General features: G+C 43.5%; 20 protein-coding genes. 1 reads left to right on the top strand and 19 read right to left on the bottom strand.

Annotated features, from left to right (window positions below; genetic code table 11):
- Positions 1-147: 147 nt before the first annotated feature.
- The 19 genes from LX98_RS03565 to LX98_RS03475 all read right to left on the bottom strand — a co-directional run bounded on the left by LX98_RS03565 (position 148) and on the right by LX98_RS03475 (position 23,200).
- The gene (locus LX98_RS03565; RefSeq protein ID WP_496427583.1) at positions 148-1,827 is read right to left on the bottom strand and encodes a hypothetical protein; all 1,680 of its coding nucleotides are present in this window, start codon (positions 1,825-1,827) and stop codon (positions 148-150) included.
- A gap of 31 nt (positions 1,828-1,858) precedes the next feature.
- Positions 1,859-2,857 carry a glycosyltransferase gene (locus tag LX98_RS03560; protein ID WP_496427582.1) on the bottom strand — a complete coding sequence of 333 codons (999 nt, stop codon included), beginning with the start codon at positions 2,855-2,857 and terminating at the stop codon, positions 1,859-1,861.
- A 294-nt stretch (positions 2,858-3,151) separates the two neighbouring features.
- On the bottom strand, positions 3,152-4,267 hold the full coding sequence (locus LX98_RS03555; RefSeq protein ID WP_496427581.1) for an asparagine synthase-related protein: 1,116 nt from the start codon (positions 4,265-4,267) through the stop codon (positions 3,152-3,154).
- Positions 4,268-4,366: 99 nt separating this feature from the next.
- The gene (locus LX98_RS03550) at positions 4,367-4,993 is read right to left on the bottom strand and encodes an asparagine synthetase B family protein (protein WP_496427580.1); all 627 of its coding nucleotides are present in this window, start codon (positions 4,991-4,993) and stop codon (positions 4,367-4,369) included.
- 86 nt (positions 4,994-5,079) lie between these two features.
- Positions 5,080-6,303 carry a phosphotransferase gene (locus LX98_RS03545; protein ID WP_496427579.1) on the bottom strand — a complete coding sequence of 408 codons (1,224 nt, stop codon included), beginning with the start codon at positions 6,301-6,303 and terminating at the stop codon, positions 5,080-5,082.
- 157 nt (positions 6,304-6,460) lie between these two features.
- The gene (locus tag LX98_RS03540) at positions 6,461-7,810 is read right to left on the bottom strand and encodes an ABC transporter ATP-binding protein (protein WP_312643521.1); all 1,350 of its coding nucleotides are present in this window, start codon (positions 7,808-7,810) and stop codon (positions 6,461-6,463) included.
- Positions 7,811-7,839: 29 nt separating this feature from the next.
- A complete protein-coding gene (locus tag LX98_RS03535; RefSeq protein WP_496427578.1) occupies positions 7,840-8,700 on the bottom strand; it encodes an ABC transporter permease in 861 nt (286 codons plus the stop codon).
- 121 nt (positions 8,701-8,821) lie between these two features.
- Complete coding sequence (locus tag LX98_RS03530; RefSeq protein ID WP_496427577.1) at positions 8,822-9,697, bottom strand: glucosamine inositolphosphorylceramide transferase family protein; 876 nt, start codon at positions 9,695-9,697, stop codon at positions 8,822-8,824.
- Between the two features lie 347 nt (positions 9,698-10,044).
- The gene (locus LX98_RS03525) at positions 10,045-10,638 is read right to left on the bottom strand and encodes a methyltransferase domain-containing protein (RefSeq protein ID WP_496427576.1); all 594 of its coding nucleotides are present in this window, start codon (positions 10,636-10,638) and stop codon (positions 10,045-10,047) included.
- A gap of 1,201 nt (positions 10,639-11,839) precedes the next feature.
- Positions 11,840-13,015, bottom strand: a complete 1,176-nt coding sequence (locus LX98_RS03520; RefSeq protein ID WP_496427575.1) for a glycosyltransferase family protein — start codon at positions 13,013-13,015, stop codon at positions 11,840-11,842.
- 109 nt (positions 13,016-13,124) lie between these two features.
- A complete protein-coding gene (locus LX98_RS03515) occupies positions 13,125-14,072 on the bottom strand; it encodes an NAD-dependent epimerase/dehydratase family protein (RefSeq protein ID WP_496427574.1) in 948 nt (315 codons plus the stop codon).
- A gap of 364 nt (positions 14,073-14,436) precedes the next feature.
- Entirely contained in the window at positions 14,437-15,282 is an 846-nt protein-coding gene (locus LX98_RS03510; protein ID WP_496427573.1) for a sugar phosphate nucleotidyltransferase, read from the bottom strand.
- Between the two features lie 23 nt (positions 15,283-15,305).
- Positions 15,306-16,604, bottom strand: a complete 1,299-nt coding sequence (locus tag LX98_RS03505; protein ID WP_496427572.1) for a DUF4910 domain-containing protein — start codon at positions 16,602-16,604, stop codon at positions 15,306-15,308.
- Between the two features lie 23 nt (positions 16,605-16,627).
- Complete coding sequence (rfbC, locus tag LX98_RS03500) at positions 16,628-17,167, bottom strand: dTDP-4-dehydrorhamnose 3,5-epimerase (RefSeq protein ID WP_496427571.1); 540 nt, start codon at positions 17,165-17,167, stop codon at positions 16,628-16,630.
- The gene (locus tag LX98_RS03495; protein WP_496427570.1) at positions 17,164-18,399 is read right to left on the bottom strand and encodes a methyltransferase domain-containing protein; all 1,236 of its coding nucleotides are present in this window, start codon (positions 18,397-18,399) and stop codon (positions 17,164-17,166) included. The genes rfbC and LX98_RS03495 overlap by 4 nt, the downstream gene beginning before the upstream one ends.
- A 131-nt stretch (positions 18,400-18,530) precedes the next feature.
- Positions 18,531-19,598 carry an NAD-dependent epimerase/dehydratase family protein gene (locus LX98_RS03490; RefSeq protein ID WP_496427569.1) on the bottom strand — a complete coding sequence of 356 codons (1,068 nt, stop codon included), beginning with the start codon at positions 19,596-19,598 and terminating at the stop codon, positions 18,531-18,533.
- 144 nt (positions 19,599-19,742) lie between these two features.
- Positions 19,743-20,519: a glucose-1-phosphate cytidylyltransferase gene (rfbF, locus tag LX98_RS03485; RefSeq protein WP_496427568.1), complete on the bottom strand. Its 777-nt coding sequence runs from the start codon at positions 20,517-20,519 to the stop codon at positions 19,743-19,745.
- Between the two features lie 225 nt (positions 20,520-20,744).
- On the bottom strand, positions 20,745-21,950 hold the full coding sequence (lhgD, locus tag LX98_RS03480) for an L-2-hydroxyglutarate dehydrogenase (RefSeq protein ID WP_496427567.1): 1,206 nt from the start codon (positions 21,948-21,950) through the stop codon (positions 20,745-20,747).
- Positions 21,951-22,699: 749 nt separating this feature from the next.
- Positions 22,700-23,200, bottom strand: a complete 501-nt coding sequence (locus tag LX98_RS03475; protein WP_496427566.1) for a transcription termination/antitermination NusG family protein — start codon at positions 23,198-23,200, stop codon at positions 22,700-22,702.
- A gap of 1,403 nt (positions 23,201-24,603) precedes the next feature.
- On the opposite strand from LX98_RS03475, the gene LX98_RS03470 reads away from it, so the two are divergent.
- Complete coding sequence (locus tag LX98_RS03470; protein WP_496427565.1) at positions 24,604-25,608, top strand: tetratricopeptide repeat protein; 1,005 nt, start codon at positions 24,604-24,606, stop codon at positions 25,606-25,608.
- Positions 25,609-25,645 lie beyond the last annotated feature (37 nt).

Raw genomic sequence — 25,645 nt, 5'->3', positions numbered from 1 at the left:
ATAGAACATTTCCATTCACCTGTTCAACATTCTGAATGAAACTCCAGAATGCCCGAAAGAAAAAATATCCAGTAGATCCCTATAGGAGTTTTCATGTTTGCCTAAGGGGAGACCGGTTTATGTATATATATTTTCCGTTTACCCTTCCTATTTCCCCCGCACAAGTTCTGAGGCATAATAATCAACCGAATACCCGCCCGTTTGGCGACAAATAGCTTCTTTCGCACGCTGTATTTCTTCATGATCTATTTTCTCAATATATTTATCATACATATACAGGACATCCATAAATTCGATGTAATAGGGACTGGACTCAAGAGCATTGGCCAGACCGAATTGGAGAAGAAATGTCCTGAGAAAATAAAAATTGTTTTTTATGTAAGGAAGTAACCACGAAAGTGGCATTTGCTGATACAAGGTGAGGAAATCTTTAAGATTGGTAATTTGATATTCTTCAGAAAAACAACTGATGGTTAAATCCCGATCAATCCATCCGCCAGGATAAACAAGCCGGGGATACTGCCGTCGCAGAGCCCAAAAAACCTTTCGTATGCTTCTTACTTTAACGGCATGTGCCACGACTTCAACCTTAGATCGAGGCTTTTTTCGTGATTTCATCCACATCACTATAAAAATTTTATACAGTGCCTCTGCGGGTTGATGCTCTAACACTCTTTGTAGCGCACGCAATCCCTTTTCGGACCATTCAGCATAACGTGTTTTTTGTGGAATCACATGGCTAAGGCGATTCACTACTGTCAATGCCTGCACATGCGTATTGAGACAAAGCGAATTACCAGGAGATTTCCCAAAAAGGACAGAGTGAAAATGTGTATGTTTGTCCATGTGTTCATTCGTATCGTGTAAAAACCAAAGACTCCCGTCATCGAGCTGTTCCATCAGATGCTCGGACACAAAAGTCATTCCGCGTTCTGCGGCTTCTATCCATAAAGACTCGCCCGTTTTTTCATGCTGCGAAATGAGTAAATGAATACCGTCCAGATGGAATCGGGCATGCGTTTCAATTTCATCGGTCCAAAAACCATGCCCCCACTCCCCTTTTGGCGACAGGTCTAGAACAACCGAATACGCAATGACATTTTGGATGATGTCATACAATTTTTTGCCGGTTTCCTGATATAAAAACCCAAAATAACTCCACCAGGCGAATGCACATTGCTGACATTTGAATCGTTTCTTAAGGTCTTTGTGCCCACGAGGATCATAGAGACTTCCGTTGACCAGATACGTCCAGATATCTGAGGGTTTGCTGGCATAAAACCAATCTGTTTTTCGATACACACGTCGTTCAACGGAATTTAACGATGTGATTTCCCCGACAAACTCCTCGGAAGCATCTTCGATAATCATAAACGGGACAATGGCGCGTTCTCCCGGCGTTCCTACAAGGAACAAATGCAGTTGAATACCTGAATCCACTTCCCAATGGCAGGGAAGGAACGAGTTCTCAGGGGCTGAAATACGTTGGGATTGGTCGAAATGAAATTTCGCACAAGCCGCAGGTAGCCAAACCGTATATATTCTTTTTTCATATTGAACGGTTAAGAGCATTCCAAATTCATTCCCGTGAAAAACTTTCAAAACCGAGGCTGCACTTGAAAATTTTATGTGCGTAGGCCCCTCCTCTACACAGACACGAAGGCTATGTATCCTCACACCCTGCTTCACATGAACATCCACCAATTGGGAGCAAAACTCATCAAATGCATATTCAACTCGCTCAAAACCGTTAGAAGCGAAAATCCGCTCCTCTTTTTCTTTCCCAAAAAATATATCCGTTGGATAAACTTTACTGTGTGAATCCATGGTACTCCTTGCTCAAATGGGGACTCGGTAGCTAAGAACCAGCAATGTTGGTCCGACCGCTACGCTTCATACCCAAAGAGCCTATCAGGCGTTTCGTTTTCCTTTTACCCGCTTTCCATTCATCAAGGAGGGCATATTTTAAGAATCGGCTTAAAGAAAACAGATACCCGCATTTCCTGAAAATCAGGAACAAGGCATTTAACCGTGAACTCATGAACTTCTCTTTTTTTACCAAATTATAATTATGTCTGAAGATGTAATTTTTCCCGGTCTTTCTTATTTTTTGCACCATACTTTTTTCAGAAACCAACTGACACATCGTATCTACCAATAGGAATGACTCTTCACACCATTCTTTACATTTTACAGATAAGGTTAATTCATTGGGATGCTTCCGATTACTTGCCTTACTTTCTTGAATATCCTTTCGGCCAAACCGTGAGGATAATTTGGCTATCGCCATGACATCTAAGAGTAAATTATGTTTTGAATGCATGCCACCGATCTCTCTTAACCTTTTGGTATTTAATAAGGTACTGCAGAGATAAATACCCGTCTCAAAGGATAAATAAGCCAAAAGAAATTCTTCCGTTGAAAGTCCACCAACGTTATTGGGCCACTCCCCTAACCATTGTCCCTCTGGGCCAATATAGCGAGTTCCTGTTCGAATAACTCCAACATCCATAAATGAATAGTTGACCGTTTTCAAGCACGCATCAACAAAATCCTCATCAATAAGGTCATCATCCTGTAACAGTAAAAAATAATCCCCCCGAGCTTGTTCTATACAAAATTTAAAATTATTGTAATGCCCGATATTTTGACTGTGCTTTACATATCGAATCCGAGGATCATTGAATTCGTTCACCACTCTTTCGGTATGATCAGTCGAGCAATTATCGGAAACGATAATTTCTAAATTTTTATAAGATTGGTCTACCGCGCTTTGCAGAGTGTGCTTCAGGTATGTGCCGGCTCGATTGTATGTCGGAATAGCAATCGTGACTAGTGGCATTTCCTGATGGATCATATTGGACCTCTTCAAATGTTTTCAGAGAAGACTCGCTTGACAGACTTACTTGCAAAAGTGTCGCTCTTATGCCTTATGGGAAAAAGCATGAAATTTATTTTCCTGACAATAAGGATAAAATGCTGGTTGCATTGTGCCTCCATTGTGATCTCACGGCTCCGCCAGACCATTCGTTCCACTCAGGATGACACTCCTTTCATACGCTGGCTCGATTCCTTTGTCGATGGCTCAGAATGATAGCATCAGCCAATTATGCCGTTCGATTATTAGACTTTTCTTTTCTGGGTTTTTTGGCTACTGATAATGTTTATTCATCCATAGCGATAAGCTGAACAGAGGCCATAGCGCCCATGATAGATCGCTCCGACCATTGAGGTGAAGATCATACAGCCGTCGAAGAGCTTTCTTGTTTACTTCCAACCCCAACATTTCATCTCGTTTTAGTAGACTTTCCTCAACCATTTCCCGTAGAGAAGTACGTAACCATGCTCCCATAGGCACCTCAAAACCCCGCTTTCCTTGAGTCTGTTGTTTCGTATATTTGGATAAGACCTGACGTAAAACTATCTTCCCAATTTTTTGCTCCACATCAAGGCACTGGTGCCAGTCGGTTTGTGCCGCTATTTCAATAACTTCCTTATCCAGGAGCGGCACCCGAACTTCTAATGAATGAAACATGCTTGCCCGATCCACTTTCATCAACACATAGGGCAAATGACATTCAAATTCGGCAATTCGGGAATATTGTGCTGCACCATCCGGATTGCAACTATGATATTCAAAGGCTTTATAGGCAGTTGGCCAAACTGGCAATGAAGGAAAAATTTGGTTCAACCATTTTTCAGAAAGATGGGTGAGCATGAGACGATGATAGCTTCCGAGAGAGCGTTGATTAAGATGATTATAATTTCCATATTGGAGAACTTTCTTCACTCCCCGCCATACCCAACGCCACCAGAATGGGTACCGAAAATCACCTGCATTCTTCACCAAGGAACCAAATCGGCCCGTATAGCCCCAAAACAATTCATCACCGCCATCACCGGAAAGCATGACCTTGTAATTTTGACTGGCCAGGCGGGATACCATCATGGTGGGGAATATGGAATAATCTCCAAACGGCTCTCCACAGCTTTCGATCACATCATCCAAGAAATCAAGTGCTTTGGCAGGATCCATACATTCAATCCTATGTTTAACCTCAAACTCCTTCGCATAGGCCATGGCATCCTGTGTCTCATCCGTGGCTTTTTCACCGGTTCCGATTGTAAAGACTTCAATCTGTGCTCCACTAACCTCCCTCATTTTTGCTACGACCAACGGTGAGTCAATACCACCGGAAAGGAATGCTCCGACAGGTACATCACTGATCAGATGTCGTTTCACAGCCGCGGTGATCGCCGAATCCACCGCTTCCAGAGCCTCCTGGCCTTTCAATTTCGGAGAATTGTATTCCGGAAATGTAAAGTATTGTCCCTTTTCTACCTGTCCATCGGCCGTAAATTTGACCTAGGAACCAGGCTCAAGCATATTGGAATCCTGCATCAGGGCAAAAGGCGCAGGAATATAGGCCAAACGCAAATAGAGACCAAGTGCTTCCGGTGAGACCTCAAGATTATGGCTCAAGGGATGTGCCAAAATTTGATTATATTGTGACGCAAAGGCCATTCCTTCAGACTTCTTTAAATAATATAGCGGTTTCATCCCAGCATGATCCCGAGCCAACAGCAATTGCTTTTCCACCGAATCAAAAAATCCCAAGGCAAACATCCCATTAAAACGTTCTAAGGCAGTTGTTCCCCATTCCATTAGTGCATACAGCACTACTTCGCTGTCACTTGTTGACCGGAATCGTACTCCACGGCCTTCTAATTCCTTTCGTAATTCATGAAAATTATAAATTTCCCCATTGAAGACGAGTGCGTAGCGCCCGTTTCGAGCCGTCATAGGTTGATGGGCATTCATACTTAAATCAATGATAGACAAACGGCGAAAGACCAATGTACACGTCCTATGATCGGTCCAGATTCCTTGGTCATTGGGTCCCCGACGTGCCATCAAAGCACTGATCTTTTCCCAATCGGCTTCTGGCCCCGCCGCCTGATTAAATCGTAATTCTCCAGCTATCCCACACATGGATTATCTCATTCTGTCCAGGAAGAAGAATTTTAAAATGAATGTTGGCGATGCCATAAAATTAATTGCCTTAAATTTTTGGAATGTCATTCGTTCTCACTGGCACACAATTCTTCGTAAAGGTTGAAAGCCTTAATATATTCTTGGATATAATGCATCATATTCAAATTTTTATCTGTCATTTCACGATCTACTAATCTACAGATCATCTCAAGATAAAAAATCCATCGATAGACTTTTCCACAAGTCTTTAGGCTATCTGAAACCTCCGGGGCGTTTTCGGTTAACCCTGAAATGAACATCGGCAATGCTGTATGTATTTCCGAAACCAATGCGGTCACTGGCACTTCCCTACAAGCTGGTCGATAGAAAAAATAACTATAGAAATCAAATAATGCACTACGATATCCAGCACCTTCCCAATCAATAATTTTCATTCCATATTGGGTATTGAGCATATTGGCTGGAACGAAATCTCCATGGGCAAACACCAAAAATATTGGATAGTCTTTTTCCGTCTGGGTTCGATTAACAACGGAATTAATAAATGATGAAATCATTTGATACTCTTTTCCAGTGGACGCCCGTCCTGCCACAATTTTGGAGCTTATTGCCTTGGTCATATCAAGAGCATATTCCACACAATTTTTGGATATTGGCTTCTGAAACAGCGTTAAACTTGTCAAATGCTGAAGAATCTCGTTGGAAAACTTTTCTATTAACGCTTCTGAATCCAAAGGCTTATAAGAGGAATCCAAAGATCCATTTACATATTCTTCTTCATACCATCTTCCCTCAATACTCCACTTTTTTATGGAAGAAGCAAATTCGATACGGGACACCACCTTCAATATGTCAATTTCATCGCGAATAGCGGCAGAGTTTACATGGCGATCGAATACTTTGATCGCCACCCCTCTATGAAAATCGAATATTTTGTAACCCTTATGGATCCGCACACATATTTGACCATAGCACGGCAATTCAACAACCTCTTGTCTGCTAAACACTTGGAACTTATAACCTAAAAAATGACTAAGACATCTGATATTTCTTTTCACCAATCCTAGATAACTTTGCAACTGCTGTACAAACAACCTGCCACGAGAAGTCTTTGAGTCAAACCTTACAATAGGTGTTAATGAATCTTTTATGAAAAACAACATCCAAGCAAAAACAAGAATGCTTTGCTGCAAACAAACAAATCGTTTCTTCTCAGCCGGCAGCTTTAAATATTGAAAGACTACTGACCGATGAGAACTCATCTCTTCGTTATCCGAATCTTTTTTATTTGAGATCGGTAAAATCAAGGGGGTGCTTCAGCCATATCAACATGCTGTGATTCAGGCTTGAAATGCTATAAATTCCAGTATTATCTGGAATGAGTTGAAGGGCAAGTTACGTAGTGAAATATTGAAAAAAAAGGGCGAATCCTCTGGAGAAAAGTGAAATGCAATATAACTCAGTCTACACTTCGGTCTTTTCTGCGTGTGCTTCTTTTGGAATAAATTGCGTTTCCCACTTTAAAAGAGGCCTGACCACCCCCGGAAGATGTCCATGGGAATCACCGCGAGCCCCATTCTCACTCATGTCTTTTTCAATGACATGAAATACTACGGCATCCTGCACTCCCAATCGTTTAACTTCCGGACATTTGGTACCTATAGAAGGTCCAATGAAATATCTTCCCTCTGCAAGCAAATTTCCAGGGATCACGGAGGTACTCACGTAGCGCCCGACCTTGCGATGCTTCTTTAACCAGGCAGGATCATTATCGATGGATACAAAGGCTTCAACTCCCTCCTCATGAAAGACATGATAATAAACTCGGAATTCATATCCGGGCTGAAGAACTTGGTACTCGATCTCAATTCGAATAGGTTGACTGATATCTAAAGTGTCCGACACATATCCATCATTCCCTCTTACCCTAACCGCGCATAATCGAACGACATCATCCCCAGGGGCATCTCCCAAATCAACCCATTTGTATTCGGCCCGGGCACCTGTTTCGGAATTCAAGTAACGGCTCAACACCTCATGAGTCGGCCCATCAAATTGGAATCTCCCCCCATTCAATAAAATGGCCCTTTCACACAATCGACTGACTGCCGCCATGTTGTGCGAAACAAAAAGCACTGTCCGGCCATGCTGGCCGACATCTTGCATTTTGTCGAGACATTTCTTTTGAAAGGCCGCGTCACCCACTGCCAGAACCTCATCCACAATCAAAATATCCGGCTCCAGATGAGCAGCAACGGCAAAGGCCAATCTCACCTTCATCCCACTTGAGTAACGTTTTACGGGAGTGTCGATAAATTTTTCTACTCCTGAAAAATCTACAATTTCGTCAAATTTGCGGTCAATTTCTTTTTTCCTCATACCAAGAATTGTCCCGTTCAGAAATACGTTTTCTCGCCCAGTGAGTTCAGGATGAAACCCGGTTCCTACTTCTAGAAGGCAAGAAATCCTTCCACGAACCGTAGCACGTCCGCTTGTTGGAACGGTAATTTTAGAAAGGATTTTAAGGAGTGTGGACTTTCCGGCCCCATTGCCCCCGATAATGCCCACTACTTCCCCCTCTTTCACCTCAAAGGAAATATCTCGCACTGCCCAAATAACATCGGGTTGATTTCCAATAAGTTCCGGACTTTTATTATCAAATTGGTAAAGTCCGCGATAATTTCGGTAGTTTTGAAGAGGGCTTTTCAGGAAATGATAGATTGATACCCCAAGGCTATCATGCATAGTTTCCTTTAAGCCAATACGGTAACACTTACTGATATTTTCCACTTTTAAAGCTAAATCATTTTTCATTGTGCGTTCCCTAAGAATCGGTCTTCCACTTAAATAACATCTACAAAAATTCGCTCCATCCGTTTAAAATACAACATTCCACTTATCACCAAAATGGCAGCAGTCAGTATTCCAGGCAAAATATATACCCAGGGGATTGGAGTCCCAAGAAAACAGGCCCTAAACCCCTCTATGACTCCAACGATGGGATTCAGAGAATAGATCAAACGATATCCTTCTGATATAGAAGATGCCGAATAGACGATAGGGGCAGTGTACATCAGCATTTGAATAATGAACGGCATCACCTGTTTGACATCACGAAACCGAATGGCCAGAGAGGATAACCATGTCCCTATACCCAATGGTATGGAGATCATGAGAAGAAAAACAACGGGGAATAACAAGAGATTCCATGTGGGAGAAACACGGTAATACAGCATGATACCCAATATAATTACCATGGATATTCCGAAATCAACCAGCTTAGACAGAACAGGAGTAATGGGAAACATTAATCGAGGAAAATAAATCTTCCCTAAGATATTCGATCCCTGAATCAGGCTTTGACTAGACTGCGAAATTGCCTGTGAGATATAGGCCCAAGGAATAATCGCGATGCTGGAAAAGAGAACATACGGAACTCCATCAGTCGGTATCTTGGCCACTTTCCCGAAAATAATGGTGAAAATAACAATCTGTATAAGGGGATTGAGTATGGCCCATAGAAATCCCAAAATGGTTTGGGCATATATGGATTTAATGTCACGCCATACAAGAAAGTAAAACAGATCTCGAAACTCCTTTAGCTCTTTAAAGTCAATAATCTGCCAACCGGAGGTTGGTTGAATGACGGTTAAAGAATCTCCTTTTGAAGTTTCCCCATATTCATGGCTCATGATTTTATTCATAAATAACGCTCCTTAATCTTTTTTCTTCGCCATACAATGAAACAGAACAACCGAGTAAGCAAAATGATCTCTTACCCATGTTGTCCTTCCTGATGCCCAAATATCTTCCCTTTTACTTCTTTTAAGCGGGAAACGCACCAGGCATCCTGCTACTAGGCCAGCATTTTCCATCAACCGCTGCAATCCACTTCCCATTTGAAAAATGGGGGTCGACATGATGCATGCCATACGCATTCCATCCTTCTCCTGACGGCATGACGACAGCCTTTTCCGACACGATTTTTTCTTTATAGGCTGTTTTAGACAATTCTACTATTTCAAACGCAAATACCTGAATCCCATATCGTGGCTCTGTATCTTGGGCAAATCTGTATGGATGTCCATCATAAACCAAGACCCTCCCACCCGGTCTGGAAATATGCTTGTTTAATTTCACGACCGGATTCATCGGATGAGGCTTCCAATTCCCCGTCAACTCGTCCGAAAAGTACAAGTTTAAGGCGTCATTTAAAGGGTTTGAATAAAACAACCACCAGGCATTGTTATATCGGAAAATAGAGGGATCCACATAATGTTCTCCATGAAAAATACGTTTGACGAATTGCCATTCAGCAGGAAATGAACTGGCCCGGTACAATCTAATGGAGAGATCCTCGTGGCTCTCGGGAATTAAATAATACTGTTCTTCCCATCGAAAGACGTAAGGATACGACAAGTGGAACGGTTCGTGAATAATAGTTTTCTTGTATTCCCATTTCTCCCCATCTTGGCTTTCGGCATAGGCAATATCTCCCTGAGCAGTGGCTCGATTCCACACTTCGAAAAACATAAAAAACTGACTGTCCTCGACGACCATAAAGGGATCGGCAAGATATGTGGCATCCATATCCGTCACGACCTTTCCAGTCAGCACAGGATTAGAAATGTGGTCCGGTTCATATAATTCGAATGGAGATCCCCCCACATAAATTCCAATCGACCAGGGACCATAGGGCACCTTGGGCTCACTTTTACATAAATACTTCTTTGCTTTTTTAAGAAAGTTAAAAGGGAAGAAATGATATTTCTGAAAGGCTATGCCATATATGACGCCTATGATAAATATGGCAATCAATACAATAGGTAAAACGGCATCCATTTCTTCACCATTAGCGGGTCAAATATTTTTTATTAAGTGCGAAAAGTTCAGGATGTGAAATGGATTTTCCATGGGAAATAGGCTTTAAAAATTTGGAATATTAGCAATCAGCGGCAACTTCTTCAGGATTGATTGATTAGCCGACCCTGTATAGGAGAACCTTTAGCATTCGCTTCAAATTCTTATCTGATTATTATTCGCCACCTCTATTTTTTAACCGCCCGAACCGTGATGATCAGTGGAATGTAATCATCGCTTACATCAAGTTCCCGGTTTGATAATTCTTCATAGGCCATTCCAGTCAAAAAAGCTATGGCGGCCAGAACATTTCCATGGGACCGGACCATTATATTATTTTGACCAAATACCTCACCAAATAGCGCCGAACAACCAGGGAGCGTGAATCGCCAGTAATCAGCCTTTGGCGTGCAGTATCTGCTCACTACCGGCACAGTGACAAGAAGCACGCCGCCTGGACGTAGGATGCGGTGGGCGTGCGAAACAGCCGAATGCACATCATATATGTACATAAGCGTCTGGGTAAGGATAAAACAATCAAAGGTATTTGATGGAATTGAATCAGCTGCTGAAAGATCTGCAATGATCGAGGCTCTTGGATTTGCTGGATCAATGTCAAGTATTTCACGCCGGTCGACAGCAGTCCCATATCGATCAATGTAACGGCTGTCTTTAACCTCAAGTACATACCCATGAATATCATGTTGATGCTCCTCAAGAAATTGCTCGATGTAATAGCGATCAACCGGCGTGCCCCGATCAAGGCCGAAATGACTGCTCAAAGGCCTGGTTCGTCGAAGTGTGCCCAACCATGCTGGGCGGGAAAGACGGCGAAGGCGTTGAGACCACTTTTTCCGACGGTCGGAGGGAATTCTTTCCCGCAGATTTTCCCAGAAGTCCATTGCTGGGCGGGAGAGGCGTCGGAGTCGTTTCCAGTGTTCGGGAGGAATCCTTTCTCGCAGCTTTTTCAGTAAATACATTTGCAATTTACGCCTACAGCCCGTTCGTGGATCATCCAGGCTGACAGGTATGGACAATAGTTTCCGGCGCTTCGCTTATCATCTTCACGTCAATTGGCCGAAGGAAGGGTAGGCCTAGGACTCTCGCGAAACGGATCATACCACATCCTGCGCAGAGTACCATAAAAATCCTCTTCTTTGAGTCATTCTTGAAGTATCCTTGCGGCATTCCCCAATCTCCTCACTTCATTCGAACAGGTGAGGTTGGACTCGGTACGGGCCAAAAGTCTGCCGGAACAACACGACGATAAGTTCCACCTCAGAGCATCAAAATCGGCAAGAAACAATTCGGCGAAAGGGTTTTCTGATACGATTCGACTGCAACTCAATCCTCCGGACAAGTCCTCGGGCCTCTTGTTCTTCAACAGGCAGGGAATCCCGCTTAAAGGAAATTTTTCATATCGCCTGCAGGTTTATAATCTTTTCCATTCTTGCTCTTGTTCATTTTATTCTGAAAAATTCATTTTGATAATATCCGAAGTGCAGCCTATATAGATTACCTTCGCTCAAAGTTTGGGAACCACCACAAAACCACGCTCCTTTATTTACTGCCTAAAAGCTGTACTTTCTAAATTAACCACCAAGCTCCTGTTTGTTACACAATTATCAAACCACCTTTTATTTTGCCGAAGGTGTCTTAAGAGGGATGGAGTTAGATCCGCATCTTTCATCAACCGTTACCACTCCTTGCCCACTTAGGGAATGCGATCAACCTGGTGCATGCCATACGCATTCTATCCTTCTCCCGACACTGCGACGACAGGCATTTCTGAAACGTTTTTTCCTCATAGGTGATTTTCGATATTTTTTTATTTCAAAGGCGTAGACCTGAATGCCATTACGTGGTTCGGCATCCTGGATGACCGATAAATCCGGCCATCATGAACGAAGACTCTTCCACCCGGCGACAGAAACACACCCTCCAGAAGCTTCCAGCCATTTAACTAAGACCGAAACCCCTTAATTACTTTTGATAATCTGTCATGATTTTTTCTACTATTTTCCTGTATTGATTTTGGAAATTTTCCATCGTGTGATTCGCTCTGGCAAACTCCCAGGCATTACGGGACCTCTGTTTGAGTTCTTGGGTTGAAGCGGTTGCCATTTGCCGCACAGCATTCTGGATAGCTTCAACTGAACAATCATCCAGCACAATACCTGCGTCTTTTCCCAAATCCACACCAGATTCGTAACTGATAATAGGAATAAGGCCCGCATGCAAACACGTTAATACGGAGCCAGCATTCGTTTCAGAACAGGATGGATATACTAGGCCGAGACAGCGATTGGCCAACTCCGTAAATTCAGTGGATTCAACATCAATCCATCCGTGTGTATGAATATTGGGGGTGCGATACAATTCGAGAAAATAGGCCTGTTCAAAATCCTTTTCTCTCGCAACCGGTCCACAAACTGTCAAATGATATTCTGGCATCCCTGCGAATGCTTCTAAGACCAAATCAAGACCTTTGTGCACCATTCCCTCACTCCCCAACCACAAAAATCGGAAGCGACAGGCTTCAAAATCCTTGGATTCAGACCAGGGATACCGATAGGGAACCGCATTCGGAACCAGATACATTGGCTTATTCGCATATTTGAAATTTGTCATACCAAATGCACAATGGACGACCACACAATCAGCAAACTCAATGGCCATGGCGTACTTTGGGTCCATGAATCTTCTGGAACGCAAGGTCACCTGCCTTCGTTCTTGCATAGCCATTAAGCGTTTTGTTTCGGCATAATTATTAAAATAGGGATGAGCAGTGGTCGCATGCAATATTTTCACACACTCCTTATTCAGTAGAGATGCGATTCTTTCAAAATTCATCCGGGTATCGATAAAAAAGGTATAATCCTTTTCAGGTAAAAATGTCCGATTCGTATTAGCAATAATATCAACAGCAAAACCGAGATCAACAAAAATTCTTGCCATCACAACGGACAATTGGCAGCTATAATGATAGTAAGGATTTGGTTGCCCCGGTTCGATTAGAAATCGTTCAATTCTATAGGAGAGAAGTACGTTCCCCCGGAGAGTTCCCTTTGGCATAAGAGAAACGACCTGTTCTGTGGGGGAAGGGGTCATGAGAAAAATTTTATTAATTTTTCCATAGAACTTCTGAAAAATAGCCATACTCTTGCTTGCATTCCTTCCTAACATTGGCCTTCACCTATTTCTGGAATTTGAAACATGCAAAACCCGTTAGAAAAGAATGCTCGACTCATTGTTCCATATCGGATGTCTATTGGCCTGTAGCTTTACTACTCGTAATTCCAAGGTGTTCCGCTTTATACCATTCCACTGTTTGGCGAAGTCCGGATTCAAGGGAAACCTTGGGCTTCCAGGCAAGTTTTTCATAGGTAGTTCCTATCTGCGCTTTTCGTGCTGGTTCCAAGACACGATCGGGCAATACCCCAAATAATGGTTCTACATTACACCCCACAATCTTGACCAATTTTTCCACCAATTCACGAACAGTCACGAGCGTTCCCATACCTAAATCAAGAGTGTTTCCCTCAATTTGTGGAATCTGGGCTGCAGCAAGAAATCCGTCGATGACATCATCAATAAAAATCCAGTCAGCGTTCCATTGCCCACTAGAAAGCTTTGGAGATTCCTCTTTCAGGAGAGAGAGCACAACAGAGGGAATGAGCTTCCGGGAATCTTGTCCTGGGCCATAGGTCATAAATGTTCGGACAATCACTAAAGGAGTCCCATAGAGTGCATGGAACATACGTCCATAGGCACTACCCGCCCATTTAGCCGCCGCATACGGCGAACTCGGAATTATCTCGGAATCCTTGGATTGTGGCTCATTCAGGGACCCGGCCAATACGACACGCTGACAACCAGTTTCGGTCGCAACCGTGAGCAGATTTACGGTGCTTGTGAGCAGACTGTGGAATGTCGGCAAGACCAATTCCACAGATTGAATAGCGGAAGCCAACCCCGACATATGGAAAATAATATTGGGTTTGATGTTATTGAGCAGACGGCGTACCGCTCCGAGATCCTCCAAATTCGTTTGCCACCAAAGAGGTCCACCCTTGAGATTTGGGCGTTGAGTACGGGAAGTCGCATGGACTTCCCCACTAATCGGGCATAATCGCTGAAACAAATGGGTCCCCAAAAACCCGCTTGCACCAGTGATCAAGACTTTGACATCTGACAAGGAATTTATAGTCGGCATTGTGGAGAGCGCCCCTTTGGCCTTTGTGCACTAGGATTATGAGAGATTCTTAAAAAGTCGATCACCGAAGTGAAGTCGTTTAGTTCGGAAGGAATACTCAACGGCCACGAGAAAGCAATCACTCAGCATTATTCCAGAAAAACTCCCTTCAAGTGCCCAACACACAATCCTTTGTCTTTAATCCTGAAAATGTACTGGCCATCATGATTCGGCTGCCTAAAGGAATCTATGGGATTAGATAAAGTAAATCTGCAGGAGGTGAGATAATGAAAAATTCCATTTAGTTCTTTGAATGTACCATTCAAGACAATAGGATGAGGAAGAGAGGATAATTTCCATTCAGAGATAAGGAATACGAGAAAAGTTAGAGCAGCTGGCACCCAAACTTTTCTACAGATTTCATCAGGTTATCTGCCGTACCAATATCAATATATTTCCCATCCGGGAACACAACGCCATACGTCTGCAACCCCTTATTGATTGCCGCTTGTATCACGGCTCCGACTGTCAGATCCTCTCCTTCTAGTTTGTCGCCTTTTGCAGTTTTGGAATCATTTTTTCTTCGAAAGTCCTGTAGGTAATCATGCATAAACTGAGTAAACGCCGGCGTCCACACTCCGCCTAACCAACAGAGCTCCAAGTCAGTTCTATCCGGCTTCAAAAACATTGCATGAATTTTCCCGTTTTCATCCATCTCCACCATATCCATAAGCTGGGGCTTATGTGCCGGGAAAACGGCCAGGACCACATCGGCTTGCGTGCGTTCTTGCTGCTTGAGTAATGGACTAAACACATTTTCCGAGCTGATCATAATATCTGGAAATCCAAATGCGACCAACTTATCATGAACAAATGGATAAGCTTGGTCTAAGGTAAATGGCGGTCCCAAGGCCTCTCCCATGATCAAATACCCGAGATGCATGTTTACAAATTCCCCATGACCAAAATAAGCAGGAATATCCCATTTGCCCTTCCGAAGAATAATAAACGTTTTTGCAATTCCTGCTAATTGAAACTTTTCCAATAAATAATGCCCAACAGCCTTTGGTCGAGGCTGAGAAATTCCCTTCATGAGTTGAAACCCAAGTGGGAACAACTCTTTACTGCAAGGCAACGGGGCAATTCTTTCGGCTTTTCCGCCAGCTGGCATCAACCCAACGACCTCTCTCTGGAAAGGCTTTGCAGCAACTCCCATCAAAGAATCCATCATAGGCTCGTCATTTCCAAAATGAATTAGTCAACAATTTCTTTCAACAACCCATGATCAGCGAGAATTCCTGCTGCCTCAGAGATAATCCGAAAAGGCATCTTTGACCGTTCCGCGATTTCTAAAACGGAGTAATGACCATCTGATAAATTAAGCATCCACAACATTGCCATTTCTCGTTTGGCTCCTTCGGACTCACCTCCAATTGCCCGATACAGTCCCCTTTTCCCTAGTTGCGGTTCACATTGAAGGTTTTGACTGAGATAGGTTCTGTTTCGTTCAAGAAGGGTCAAGACCTCTAAACAACATGTCAATGATGCGTTAAGATATTCCGGTTGGACAAACGTTAGATTGTCCCCAGACGTGTGATATTCAGAATATTCTCCATGAGGCGTTCTCATGAAACAGCCAACAGGCAAATTAAAACCAGGAGAACAGTATTGCCTTTCATCATACCCATAGGGGAAAAAATCGATAATTGTATGCGCCTGCCCAGACGTTTTGAGAATATGATTGAACGCCCGGTCAATCTCAGCATTTCCTTGTCGACTTTTCTTGTAGGTCACCGGCCCAGAATCCCCCACTCCGGTTACAACTATGCCTGCCTTGATTTTGGATATGTGCTCTTGATGCAGTGCGAGCCAAGTGATAGACCCAATCGTTCCAGGGATAAAAAGAAAACGATAAGAATACCGCAATGATGTCGAAGATAAAGCTTTGGCAAGAAACGTCGCAAGAGCAATTCCTGAGAGGTTGTCATTGCATAAAGATGGATGACAAATATGACAGGAAATTAAGATTTCTTGTTCTAATTCTCCTTTTATATAATATTCGCCGTAAGTTAAATGCCCCTCTGTTATTGTTGAATCGATGCACACCTCATATTCCTTTTCTGTCAGTCCCTTCAATTGTTGGTGACTCAGACAGAATCCCCAACTTTCCTTGTAATAGGACGTACGGTAGGGAATCCTTTCAGGGTCACCAGGCAAAGAATGCAAATGAGGCGTTAACTCCTCGAGAGTCATTGTGGCGTGAACCGGCTGGCTATAGCTGACAACATGCAAGTTTGATTTTTGAAAATCGACAACCCGCTCTCCCCTGGCGTTCTTTATATAGGCATCTTGGATATTCCACTCTTTAGGTACAATCCAATCAAACACCTTGGTCCCGCTTGGAACTTCATGGCTCTCAACAGGAATATGCTTTCCGATGAAATGAAGCGTTTCTCGAACACCATCGCCGGTAATACTCCGACAAATGGGATACAGATCGGCAATGAGCCGATGCATCTCCTTCCCTATCTGGATTGCAGTTTTGTCAGTCATATGCCCTTGCAATTCTTCGGGTTTCAAACATTTTGGAGGGTAAAGTCCGGGAAACTTTGATCTCGATCGGATATGAGACGTTCATCCGTCGGCCATTGAATTCCAAAAGCAGGATCATTCCACCTCACACCTTTGGCAAATTCAGGAGTGTAAAACTCAGACATCTGGTAAAAAACGTCAGACTCGTTTTGTAAAGTCTGAAATCCATTAGCAAATCCCTCTGGAATGAACAATATTCGACGGTTTTCTCCACTGAGAACGACGGATAGATGTTGCATGAACGTTGGAGACAATGGACGCAGGTCAATGATCACATCATGAATCGCACCATTGATACACCAGACAAGCTTAGCTTCCTGATGAGGGGCAGATTGATAATGCATTCCTCGAAGGATCCCTTTATATTTATTGTGAGACATATTACATTGGACGGGTTGAAAGGAGATACCATGTCGCTCAAAATCCCGCTGGCACCAAGTTCGCGCGAAGAATCCTCTCGGGTCTTCAATCTTTTCTGGATCAATCAGGAAGGCTCCCTTCAGTGACGTTTCGATAAAATTCATGAAAGAACCTCTAATTGGGGTATAGGGACCACAAATTTGCCTCCCCATTCCCGGATGTGCGCCATTTGCTCCATGACTTCATCTTTAATATTCCAAGGTAAAATAAGAAGATAATCCGGCTTATGTAATTTTATGGCATCGGGAGAGAGGATGGGAATGTGTGTTCCCGGCAGAAATTTACCCTGCTTGTGAGGACTCCGATCAACAGTAAAATCAAGAAAGTCCGTTCGTATCCCACAATAATTCAACAGGGTATTTCCTTTTGCGGGAGCCCCATACCCAGCTATGGTTTTCCCTGCTTCCTTTGTGGAAATTAGAAATAACAGAAGTTGTCGTTTGACATAAATCACACGACCCGAAAACGACAAATAATGCTCTAACTGGGCAAAACCCTCTTGTTCTTCACGATACTGAAGCTCCCCGACATGGGGTTGAATGGATTTAGTTAAATCTTCTTCATGACAACAGTAAATTCTAAGGGACCCTCCATGAGTAGATAATTCTTCCACATCAAAGACTTGCAACCCATGTCTGGCAAAAATCTTTTGAACCGTAAAAAAAGAAAAATAGGAAAAATGTTCATGATAGATCGTATCGAATTGGGTGTCAGCCATTAGTCGCATCAGATGAGGAAATTCCAAGGTGATGACCCCAGTGGGCTTCAACAACACTTTCAGACCTCGCACGAAATCATTCAAAGCTGGAACATGCGCTAACACATTATTTCCAATGAGCAAATCGGCTTGCATCCCTTTGCTTGTAAGATCATAAGCCAGTTTTTCTCCAAAAAACTCGACAATGGTAGCAATACTCTTCTCTCTCGCAACTTCTGCCACATTTCGGGCAGGTTCGATCCCCAAAACTGGAATCCCCTGGCTATAAAAATTCTTCAAAAGGTACCCGTCATTACTGGCTATTTCAATCACCTGGCTGCTTGCATTCAAATCAAATCTTTTAATCACTTGCTCTGAATATTTTTGGGCATGTCTAAGCCAGGAATCGGAAAAGCTAGAAAAATAGTCATAATCTGAAAAGATCGCATCCGGACTGGAACATTCCTCAAGTTGGACCAACAGACAGGTTTTACAAACATAGACATGCAAAGGAAGAAACATCTCTACAGCATTCAGTTGGGAATCGGTTAAATTGCTATTGGCGAGTGGTGACATCCCAAGATCCAAAAAGGTCACTTCCAATGGAGTGTCGCAAAACCGGCATACGCTTTTCTTCACAGCAAGACCTCTTTCATTTAAACGAATAGTCAAATCCAGTACGGTCGCCTGAAGGAAAATTCCTTTTAGACGTCACAGGATAGATTGATCAAACGACTGTTCATTCTTCTCATTAAGAGGGAGGAAACTTTTTAGGCCAGAATGGGATCTGCCTTTCCAGTAACCCAATCAAGATTTTCCGTAATCAACTGCGCTGTCTTCAGCTGCTTGAGGAGATTCAATCGAATTAATTGTGAATTCCGAAAATCTTTATCATGAAAGTTAATCGCTTTCATGCCATCTTTCAATTCGACTATTGCTGTTTGCAAATCAATGGAAGGCTGAAATTCTGGCGCCAACTTCATAAATCGATCAAAGCTCACTTGATAGGATCTTCGATCAGGCTGAGCCCCTTCATTAATAGAAATGGAAGTTCCCGGAATCACCTGAGCCACCGCGTCGGCCAACTGTCTGACCTGGTAATTCCATTTATTGCTCCCGACATTGATAGAAAGAGCCTCACCGCCATCCTGGGTCTTTCTTCGAATGCCCCATTCAATAGCTTTCGCCATATCCTTAATATGAATAAGCGGCCGCCAGGGAGTTCCATCACTCAAGATGATAATTTCACCATTGACCAAGGCACTCGCAACAAAGTCATTTAGCACCAAATCCAGCCGAAGCCGCTCACTCATTCCACATGCGGTTGCAAACCGAAGACATGTTACAACAAACCCCTCATCAGCTAATCGGCTAAGATCTTTCTCCGCACCTAACTTTGATTTGGCGTAAGCCGTGAGCGGATTTAAGGGCGAATCTTCATCCCTGGCACCTTCGGCAAAACCATAGACGCTGCAAGACGATGCAAAAATAAACGACTTCACACCACGACCTTTGGCTTTCACAGCGAGGGCATAGGCCGCATGGTGGTTCACATTTGCTGTCACATCTTCAAATAAGGCTCCCATGGGATCATTCGAAATCGCCGCCAAATAGACAATCGCATCAACGTCTTGAAGCACTTCATCAGGAGGATTGCGAACATCGGCGAAGTACTGAATATCGACCTGTGCCCTACTAACCATCTGTGGGGCAGTGAGACAATGTGCAAAAAATCCCATATCCAAGCCAGTCAGCGTTGCACCCGAAAAACGCTCCCTCAAACGCTGAATAACCGCCGGGCCGACATAGCCCAAGTTACCTGTAATTAATATCTTCACGAGACCTCCCTAATGTGGTTCAAAAATACAGCCTGCCCCAGCCTCCCAACGAAAATCATCGTTGAAGGACCTTGAAAGGAAGGGTAAAAAAGTATTCTACAATCGTCAAAATCTCATAGTCCTGAGCAGCAGCAGACCTCCCATCTAATCGGCCCATATTTTCCATGGTGCATTTTGTGTATCCCAGAGTTCTTCCAAATAGTTTTTTTCTTTCAATGTATCCATACACGACCAAAACCCATAATGTCGGTATCCCATCATTTGCCCATCTTTGGTCAGAGCTTCCAACGGCGCTTTCTCCCAGGATGTTTCATCATCACGGATGTAATCAATTGCCTTACCATTAAGCACAAAAAAACCTCCGTTTATCCACCCTTCCCCTGATTCAGGTTTTTCGTAAAAGTTACAAATCCTGTCTCCTTCAAACCCGATACGCCCAAACCGGGCAGGTGAACGTACGGTGGTTACGGTTGCCAATTTTCCATGGGAATGATGAAATTTAATTAAAGATTCAATATTGATGTCCGCCACACCATCGCCATAGGTGAACAAAAATGTTTCATCATCACCCAACCACTTTTTAAGGCGCTTGAGCCTTCCTCCGGTTTGCGTATGCATTCCGGTATCAACAAGATGGATTTTCCAGTTTGGTTGTTTTCCGTCATGAATCGTAGTTTTTCCATTCGCTAAATCAATCGTGAGATCATTATTGATAGCATAGAAGTTCAAGAAATACTCCTTGATGACCTCGGGTTTATACCCTAATGCCACGATGAACTCAGTGACATTATATGCCGCATAGACTTTCATGATATGCCAAAGAATCGGTTTCCCTCCGATTTCTATCATGGGCTTTGGTCTTAAAGTCGTTTCCTCAGAAAATCGGGTTCCCAATCCACCAGCTAGAATAACAACTTTCATAATTCTGTCCCTTTACATTTTTGCTTCTCAATTTTAATATCCCAGTTTGAGAAAACACATATGCGCCAATAGAACAAAGGCCAACAGACAAAGCCAAAGCTAGGCATGCCGGTATGTGACGACCTCAATCTTTAGCTGCCATCAGAGATAAGGCAATCAAACAAATCCCACACATTCCCTTTCCCTTCGGCATGGGTTTTCTGCATCAATTATATATAGTTGCCCTCAGGCAGTTTTCAAGGACGATTGAATCCTTTCACAAACATATTCTGAAAAAGGGATAGAGCATGTAAATCCAGGAGAGACCGCATTTAGGATATGCATGGATTTGTTATCGCCTTCAAGGACAAAATCCATTTGGAGGCTCTTCTCCTTCATATTAACCAGTTGTGCTCTTATACCTGGTCTTCCCCAGGAGGTATACTGCTCTGGCCGCACCCCATCGATCAAAGCAGAAACCAAAGTGACCAGATGGCTGCGGGAGTATTTCCTCAACTCTTGAAAAGCCAGTTTTTTAAAGTCAAAATTAGAAAATCCTATCAGATGCATTTGCCTTAATGTGAGATCCATACACTCTTGAACGCTAAAGTTCTCAAATCCGGAATATTGTTCCCGCCAAAAAGCAGGAATCGCCGTTGGTCCAATCTTAGCTTTGCCCTCCGAGGTGACAGTGACATGGACTCCGAGAAACGGATTCCGCAAATCTGGGACTGGATAAATGTTTGTTCGGATGGCTCCTTGTGGCTCATTCGAGTAGAGGTAGAGTCCTTTAAATGGCAGAATTTGATAATTCTCAGAAAACCCAAAATTCTTTGCAATTTTGTCTGCATACAGACCGGCCGCATTAATGAGATACCCGACCTTGAAGTCACCGGCTGACGTAAAAATTCCCTCACGGGTTTTCTTGAGATACTGAACCCCGCAACGAACTTCTACCCCTTCATGAATGGCATCGCTAGTCATTGATTGCAAAACTTTAGTCGGGTCCACCGTTGATGTTGTTGGAGAGAATAGGGCTCGCTGGCAGGTTTTCACACGGGGCTCAATAGCTTTGGCTTCCTCCTCAGTAATGGCTTGCAGATCAATGTCGTTTACTTTTCCTCGCCTGAGAAGTTCGTCAAGAGCTGGGTGTTCGCTACAATCTTTGGCAACAACGAGCTTTCCACACCTATTCATCGGTATCTGCTTAGATTCACAATATTCCGTCAGCCGTTTATTTCCAAGACGTGTAAATTTGGCTTTCAGGCTTTCAGGCGAATAATAGAAACCAGCATGCAACACCCCACTATTCCGACCGCTGGCGTGAGCGCCACAGTGGTTTTCCTTTTCAATAATCGTCACAGTCGCATCGGAAAACTGCCGTTTCAGTTGTCGGGCTATATTAATGCCAATGATTCCGCCACCAATGACCAGAAAGTCTGAGATTGCCATTTTTTACCTACAGCAAATTCGAGAAGGGTTGTTAAGCTCGAACCCTGACAGAATTGAATTTTTGAATGATGTCTATGACGAGAAGAATTTCGATACACCTTGAGCCGGGGCCAATATAAAAGAATGAATTATATAATGGGTCATCTTAATGTTAGGCAGGGGGAAAACAGGAAAAAGTCAGTGGGATTTTCGGCAATCTCTCTCTTTCAGTTTTTCTAAATTCCGGGGATTTTTCAGTTTTCTTAAAGAAAGACCGGACCTCGGAATACAATTCTAAAATCATGTCAGTTTTGATCAAATTTATCCAAAGTAAACAACGACATTACAGTTTGCCTTGAGGTATGGCAATCCAATTCCTATACCAATTTAGACAGGCTGCCGCCATGCCCAGCTAACTGAGTTAATCATTTTGGGTTCAAATTTTCCCGCTCCAACAAATACCGAAATGACTTAGCCCGCAAAGAGATAAACAAATGATAGTTCAATAAAAAAACATGACCCAGGTAAATCTAATCTAAGCAAACTTCCCAATGAATCATGCTCTGACATGGCTGATTGTTCCATAAGAGTTTTTAAATAGATTCAAGACAACTTAGGCTATTATACTTGCGTAATTCTTCAAGCATGAAGTGAAAAAGAAAAATAAAGAAAAATTTACGTAGCCTTGGAAACGGTTGGGTAAATGTGCTTATTAGTCCTTTTTCGACGCCTTTATCCCCGTAACGACCACCTGGCCAATGCAATTCTCACTACAACGCTATACAATTGCGATTTAGGACCATACGAACTTGGAATGCCACGGTTTTCATAAGAAGTGCGACTCGTTGCGTCCCATTAAGTTCCTGATCAAAAATTGCCTCAAAGCCATGAAAAGGCTCTTCATGAATATGGACAATCTGCCCAGGTTCCAGGAAAGCTGAAGAGGATGGAAGAAAAGATCCATTGTGAACTCTCTCCCTAATTGAGTCAATGATTTCATCTTCGACTACTGCTGGTTCCGCGCCAAACTTGACCACCCTCAGGACCCCATGAGCATAAGTCACTTTCCGATATCCGGTCTTCATGTTAACTCTTATAAAGAAATACCCTGGGAATAATACCTCTCCTTCACATTTAGCTTTACTTCGAGTCGATTTCGATTGCCGTAAACGTGGGCAGAAGGTTTCAACACCCAGCAATCGTAGATTCAACTCCGCCACGTCTTCCTGACGGACTTTACTATGAATGAGATACCACTGCGAGTCAGACATTTTATCTTTTGTTCCTTCCATCAGATCATATCAGAAAATTCAACTAACTCAACGTCTTACTCCAAACCTTTTTTCTTTGACATACAAAGAAACAACACGGAATGTATTTGTCATCCCCCATTAGTCCTTGGACTTCATTGGCAGTATTTTTCTCCAACTACAATCGCCCAGACATCTGAATTGTTTCGGCTTTCGCTGGTTGAGGCGGACAAATTCGGAGAACGTGAGACCTCCAATTTCTGCACCCCGTCGGTATATGTCCTCGAGCGACACAGACTGCGGATTTTGACCTGTGGCAAAATCATACCGGTATTTGTTCAGAAGAAACGATGAATAAAACATGTGCGCTCTCCTTGTGGGTTTCCTTTCAGGATTTTCCGGCAATCATTCGGCTACCAGCTGCTCTCAGCCTTTCCCACGTCAGACTAATAATGGTTTAGAGGAGACAAAAAATGTACTATGTGTTCTTGCTTTTGAACGTGGCACTAAATCTTCTATCACAACACGTTATGTCTAGGGGAATATGGATGCCGCCGGCTACCCCCTCTACCTGGAATTTGAGCAGTGTCCGGTGGCTGGCTCGCCCTGCAGGATAACGCTTTACATTTCTGCTCTTGGCATAATAAAAAATAAAGAGGGAACATGGTCGGTGGAGGTTGTTTTTGTGTTAAGAAATCAGAGAGGCCTCTCTGCCGGCATTGACTATCGAGGTGTAGCGCAACGGGATCCAAAAGTAACCCAGGATCCTTCGAGCAACACAAGCATAGTTGTTATTGGTTTGTCAGGGCCGTGATTTTGTGATCACAATTCGTAGGTTTTCAGTTCCACGACTCGATTGCTGATGCACCTGGTACTGTTGTGGGAATCGACAAACCAAGAAAGGGGCCTTCAGCGTCAAATTTCAAACCGGAGGCAGAAACCCTTCACTGACGAGCTCGATACAAAGATGGCCTATCCCTGGGTCACGACCTCAATGGAACTGAGATGATTTATAGGTTTTAACCCATACCAATTGCCCTACAAGTAGATATACAGTGCCGATTAAGTCAGGCCTTCTCCTCCGGATACGAACAACTGCTTTGGCTAATGGCCTAACTACTGGGTCAAGTGCGACGGTTAACCCACCCCTCCTTCCAAACAGAAGCTGACCTAATAGGGCAAAAGAGGCATTGCGCATGAATTACTTATTTCAGAAAAGTATTACTTCCTAAGCTTGGATTCCTTTACAATTTATAATAAGCTATTCACAACAAGATGATTGCCTTAGTCCAAGAGGTTATCATTCTTGGAGAGAGACTCGTCAAATCCATGAAAAGTTAATCCCCGACCCTACCGAATTACCAAACGGTTCCAACTCTGAAGAAGCACAAGATGGAGCGATCCACTTAGTAGGAGGTCCACAGATGAACAAGATGAGCCCAGTTACCAATAAAAAACAGGAAAGAATTAATTCTGGTGCGGAAAAAATAGGTCAGACACTTAGGCCTCCACAGAGATCTTGCGTCGGGGCAATGGTCTGTTTGGCACTGGCAATTGTATGCTTTGGTTTTGTCCAGTTGGCCACTTCACATGGCGGGCTTGATTCGGAAATTCAAGAAATCACCGAGAAATTGGTCAAGGATCCAGATAATTTAGATCTGCTGGTTCGTCGTGGACAAGTCTATCGGTCCAATGGGAAATACGTCGAATCCTTGCTTGATTTAGAACGGGCCTGGCTGCTGAACCGCGAGAACCGTACTGTTGTCTTACAACGCGCACTGACTCTCTCTGCCTTGGGCCGTGACAAGGAAGCCGAAAGCGCCTTAGATTATTTTCTTCAGGAAGAGTCGGACCCGAAACGAGTCTTTGCCTTGGCCGAACGCGCGAGCATTCATGCACGAAATGGTCAAACTGAACTGGCGATTACCGACTTTACCTCAGCCATTCAGATGCAACCTACAATTGAGCTATACCTTGTTCGGGGGAAACTCCAGGAATCCCTGGGAAAGCTTGAGGACGCAGCGGCAGGCTATCAGGATGGTCTTGCCAAGCTGGGAGATGCCATCTTACTAAAAAAAGGCCTCATTCGTGTACGAATGGTTCAAAAACAATACAGTGAAGCGCTCGCCTTGGTAGACGAAGAAATAGGTCGCTCCTCAGTAAAAACATCCTGGCACCTCAAACGGGCAGAAATCCTAGATCATATGGGTCGCCCAGACGAGGCCAAACTCGCCAATGAACAGGCATTAGCTGAAGCCAATCGGGTACTGGGAAAACGCCAGACAGCCATGCAATTACTTGCCCGCGCTCAAGTTTATCAAGCTATGGGTCGAATTGAAGATGCCAAAAATGACCTCCGTGTGGCTATTCAAAAGACTCCGCATTTTGCCGAGGCCGATGACCTTTTAAAAACATTAGAGAGCCGATAGTCTCTCGACAACAACTCCCACACCCAAAATTTAACAC

The sequence above is a fragment of the Nitrospira marina genome (genome assembly GCF_059568365.1).
The sequence above is the reverse complement of the archived record's forward strand: the minus strand, read 5'-3'. Positions and strand labels throughout refer to the sequence as shown.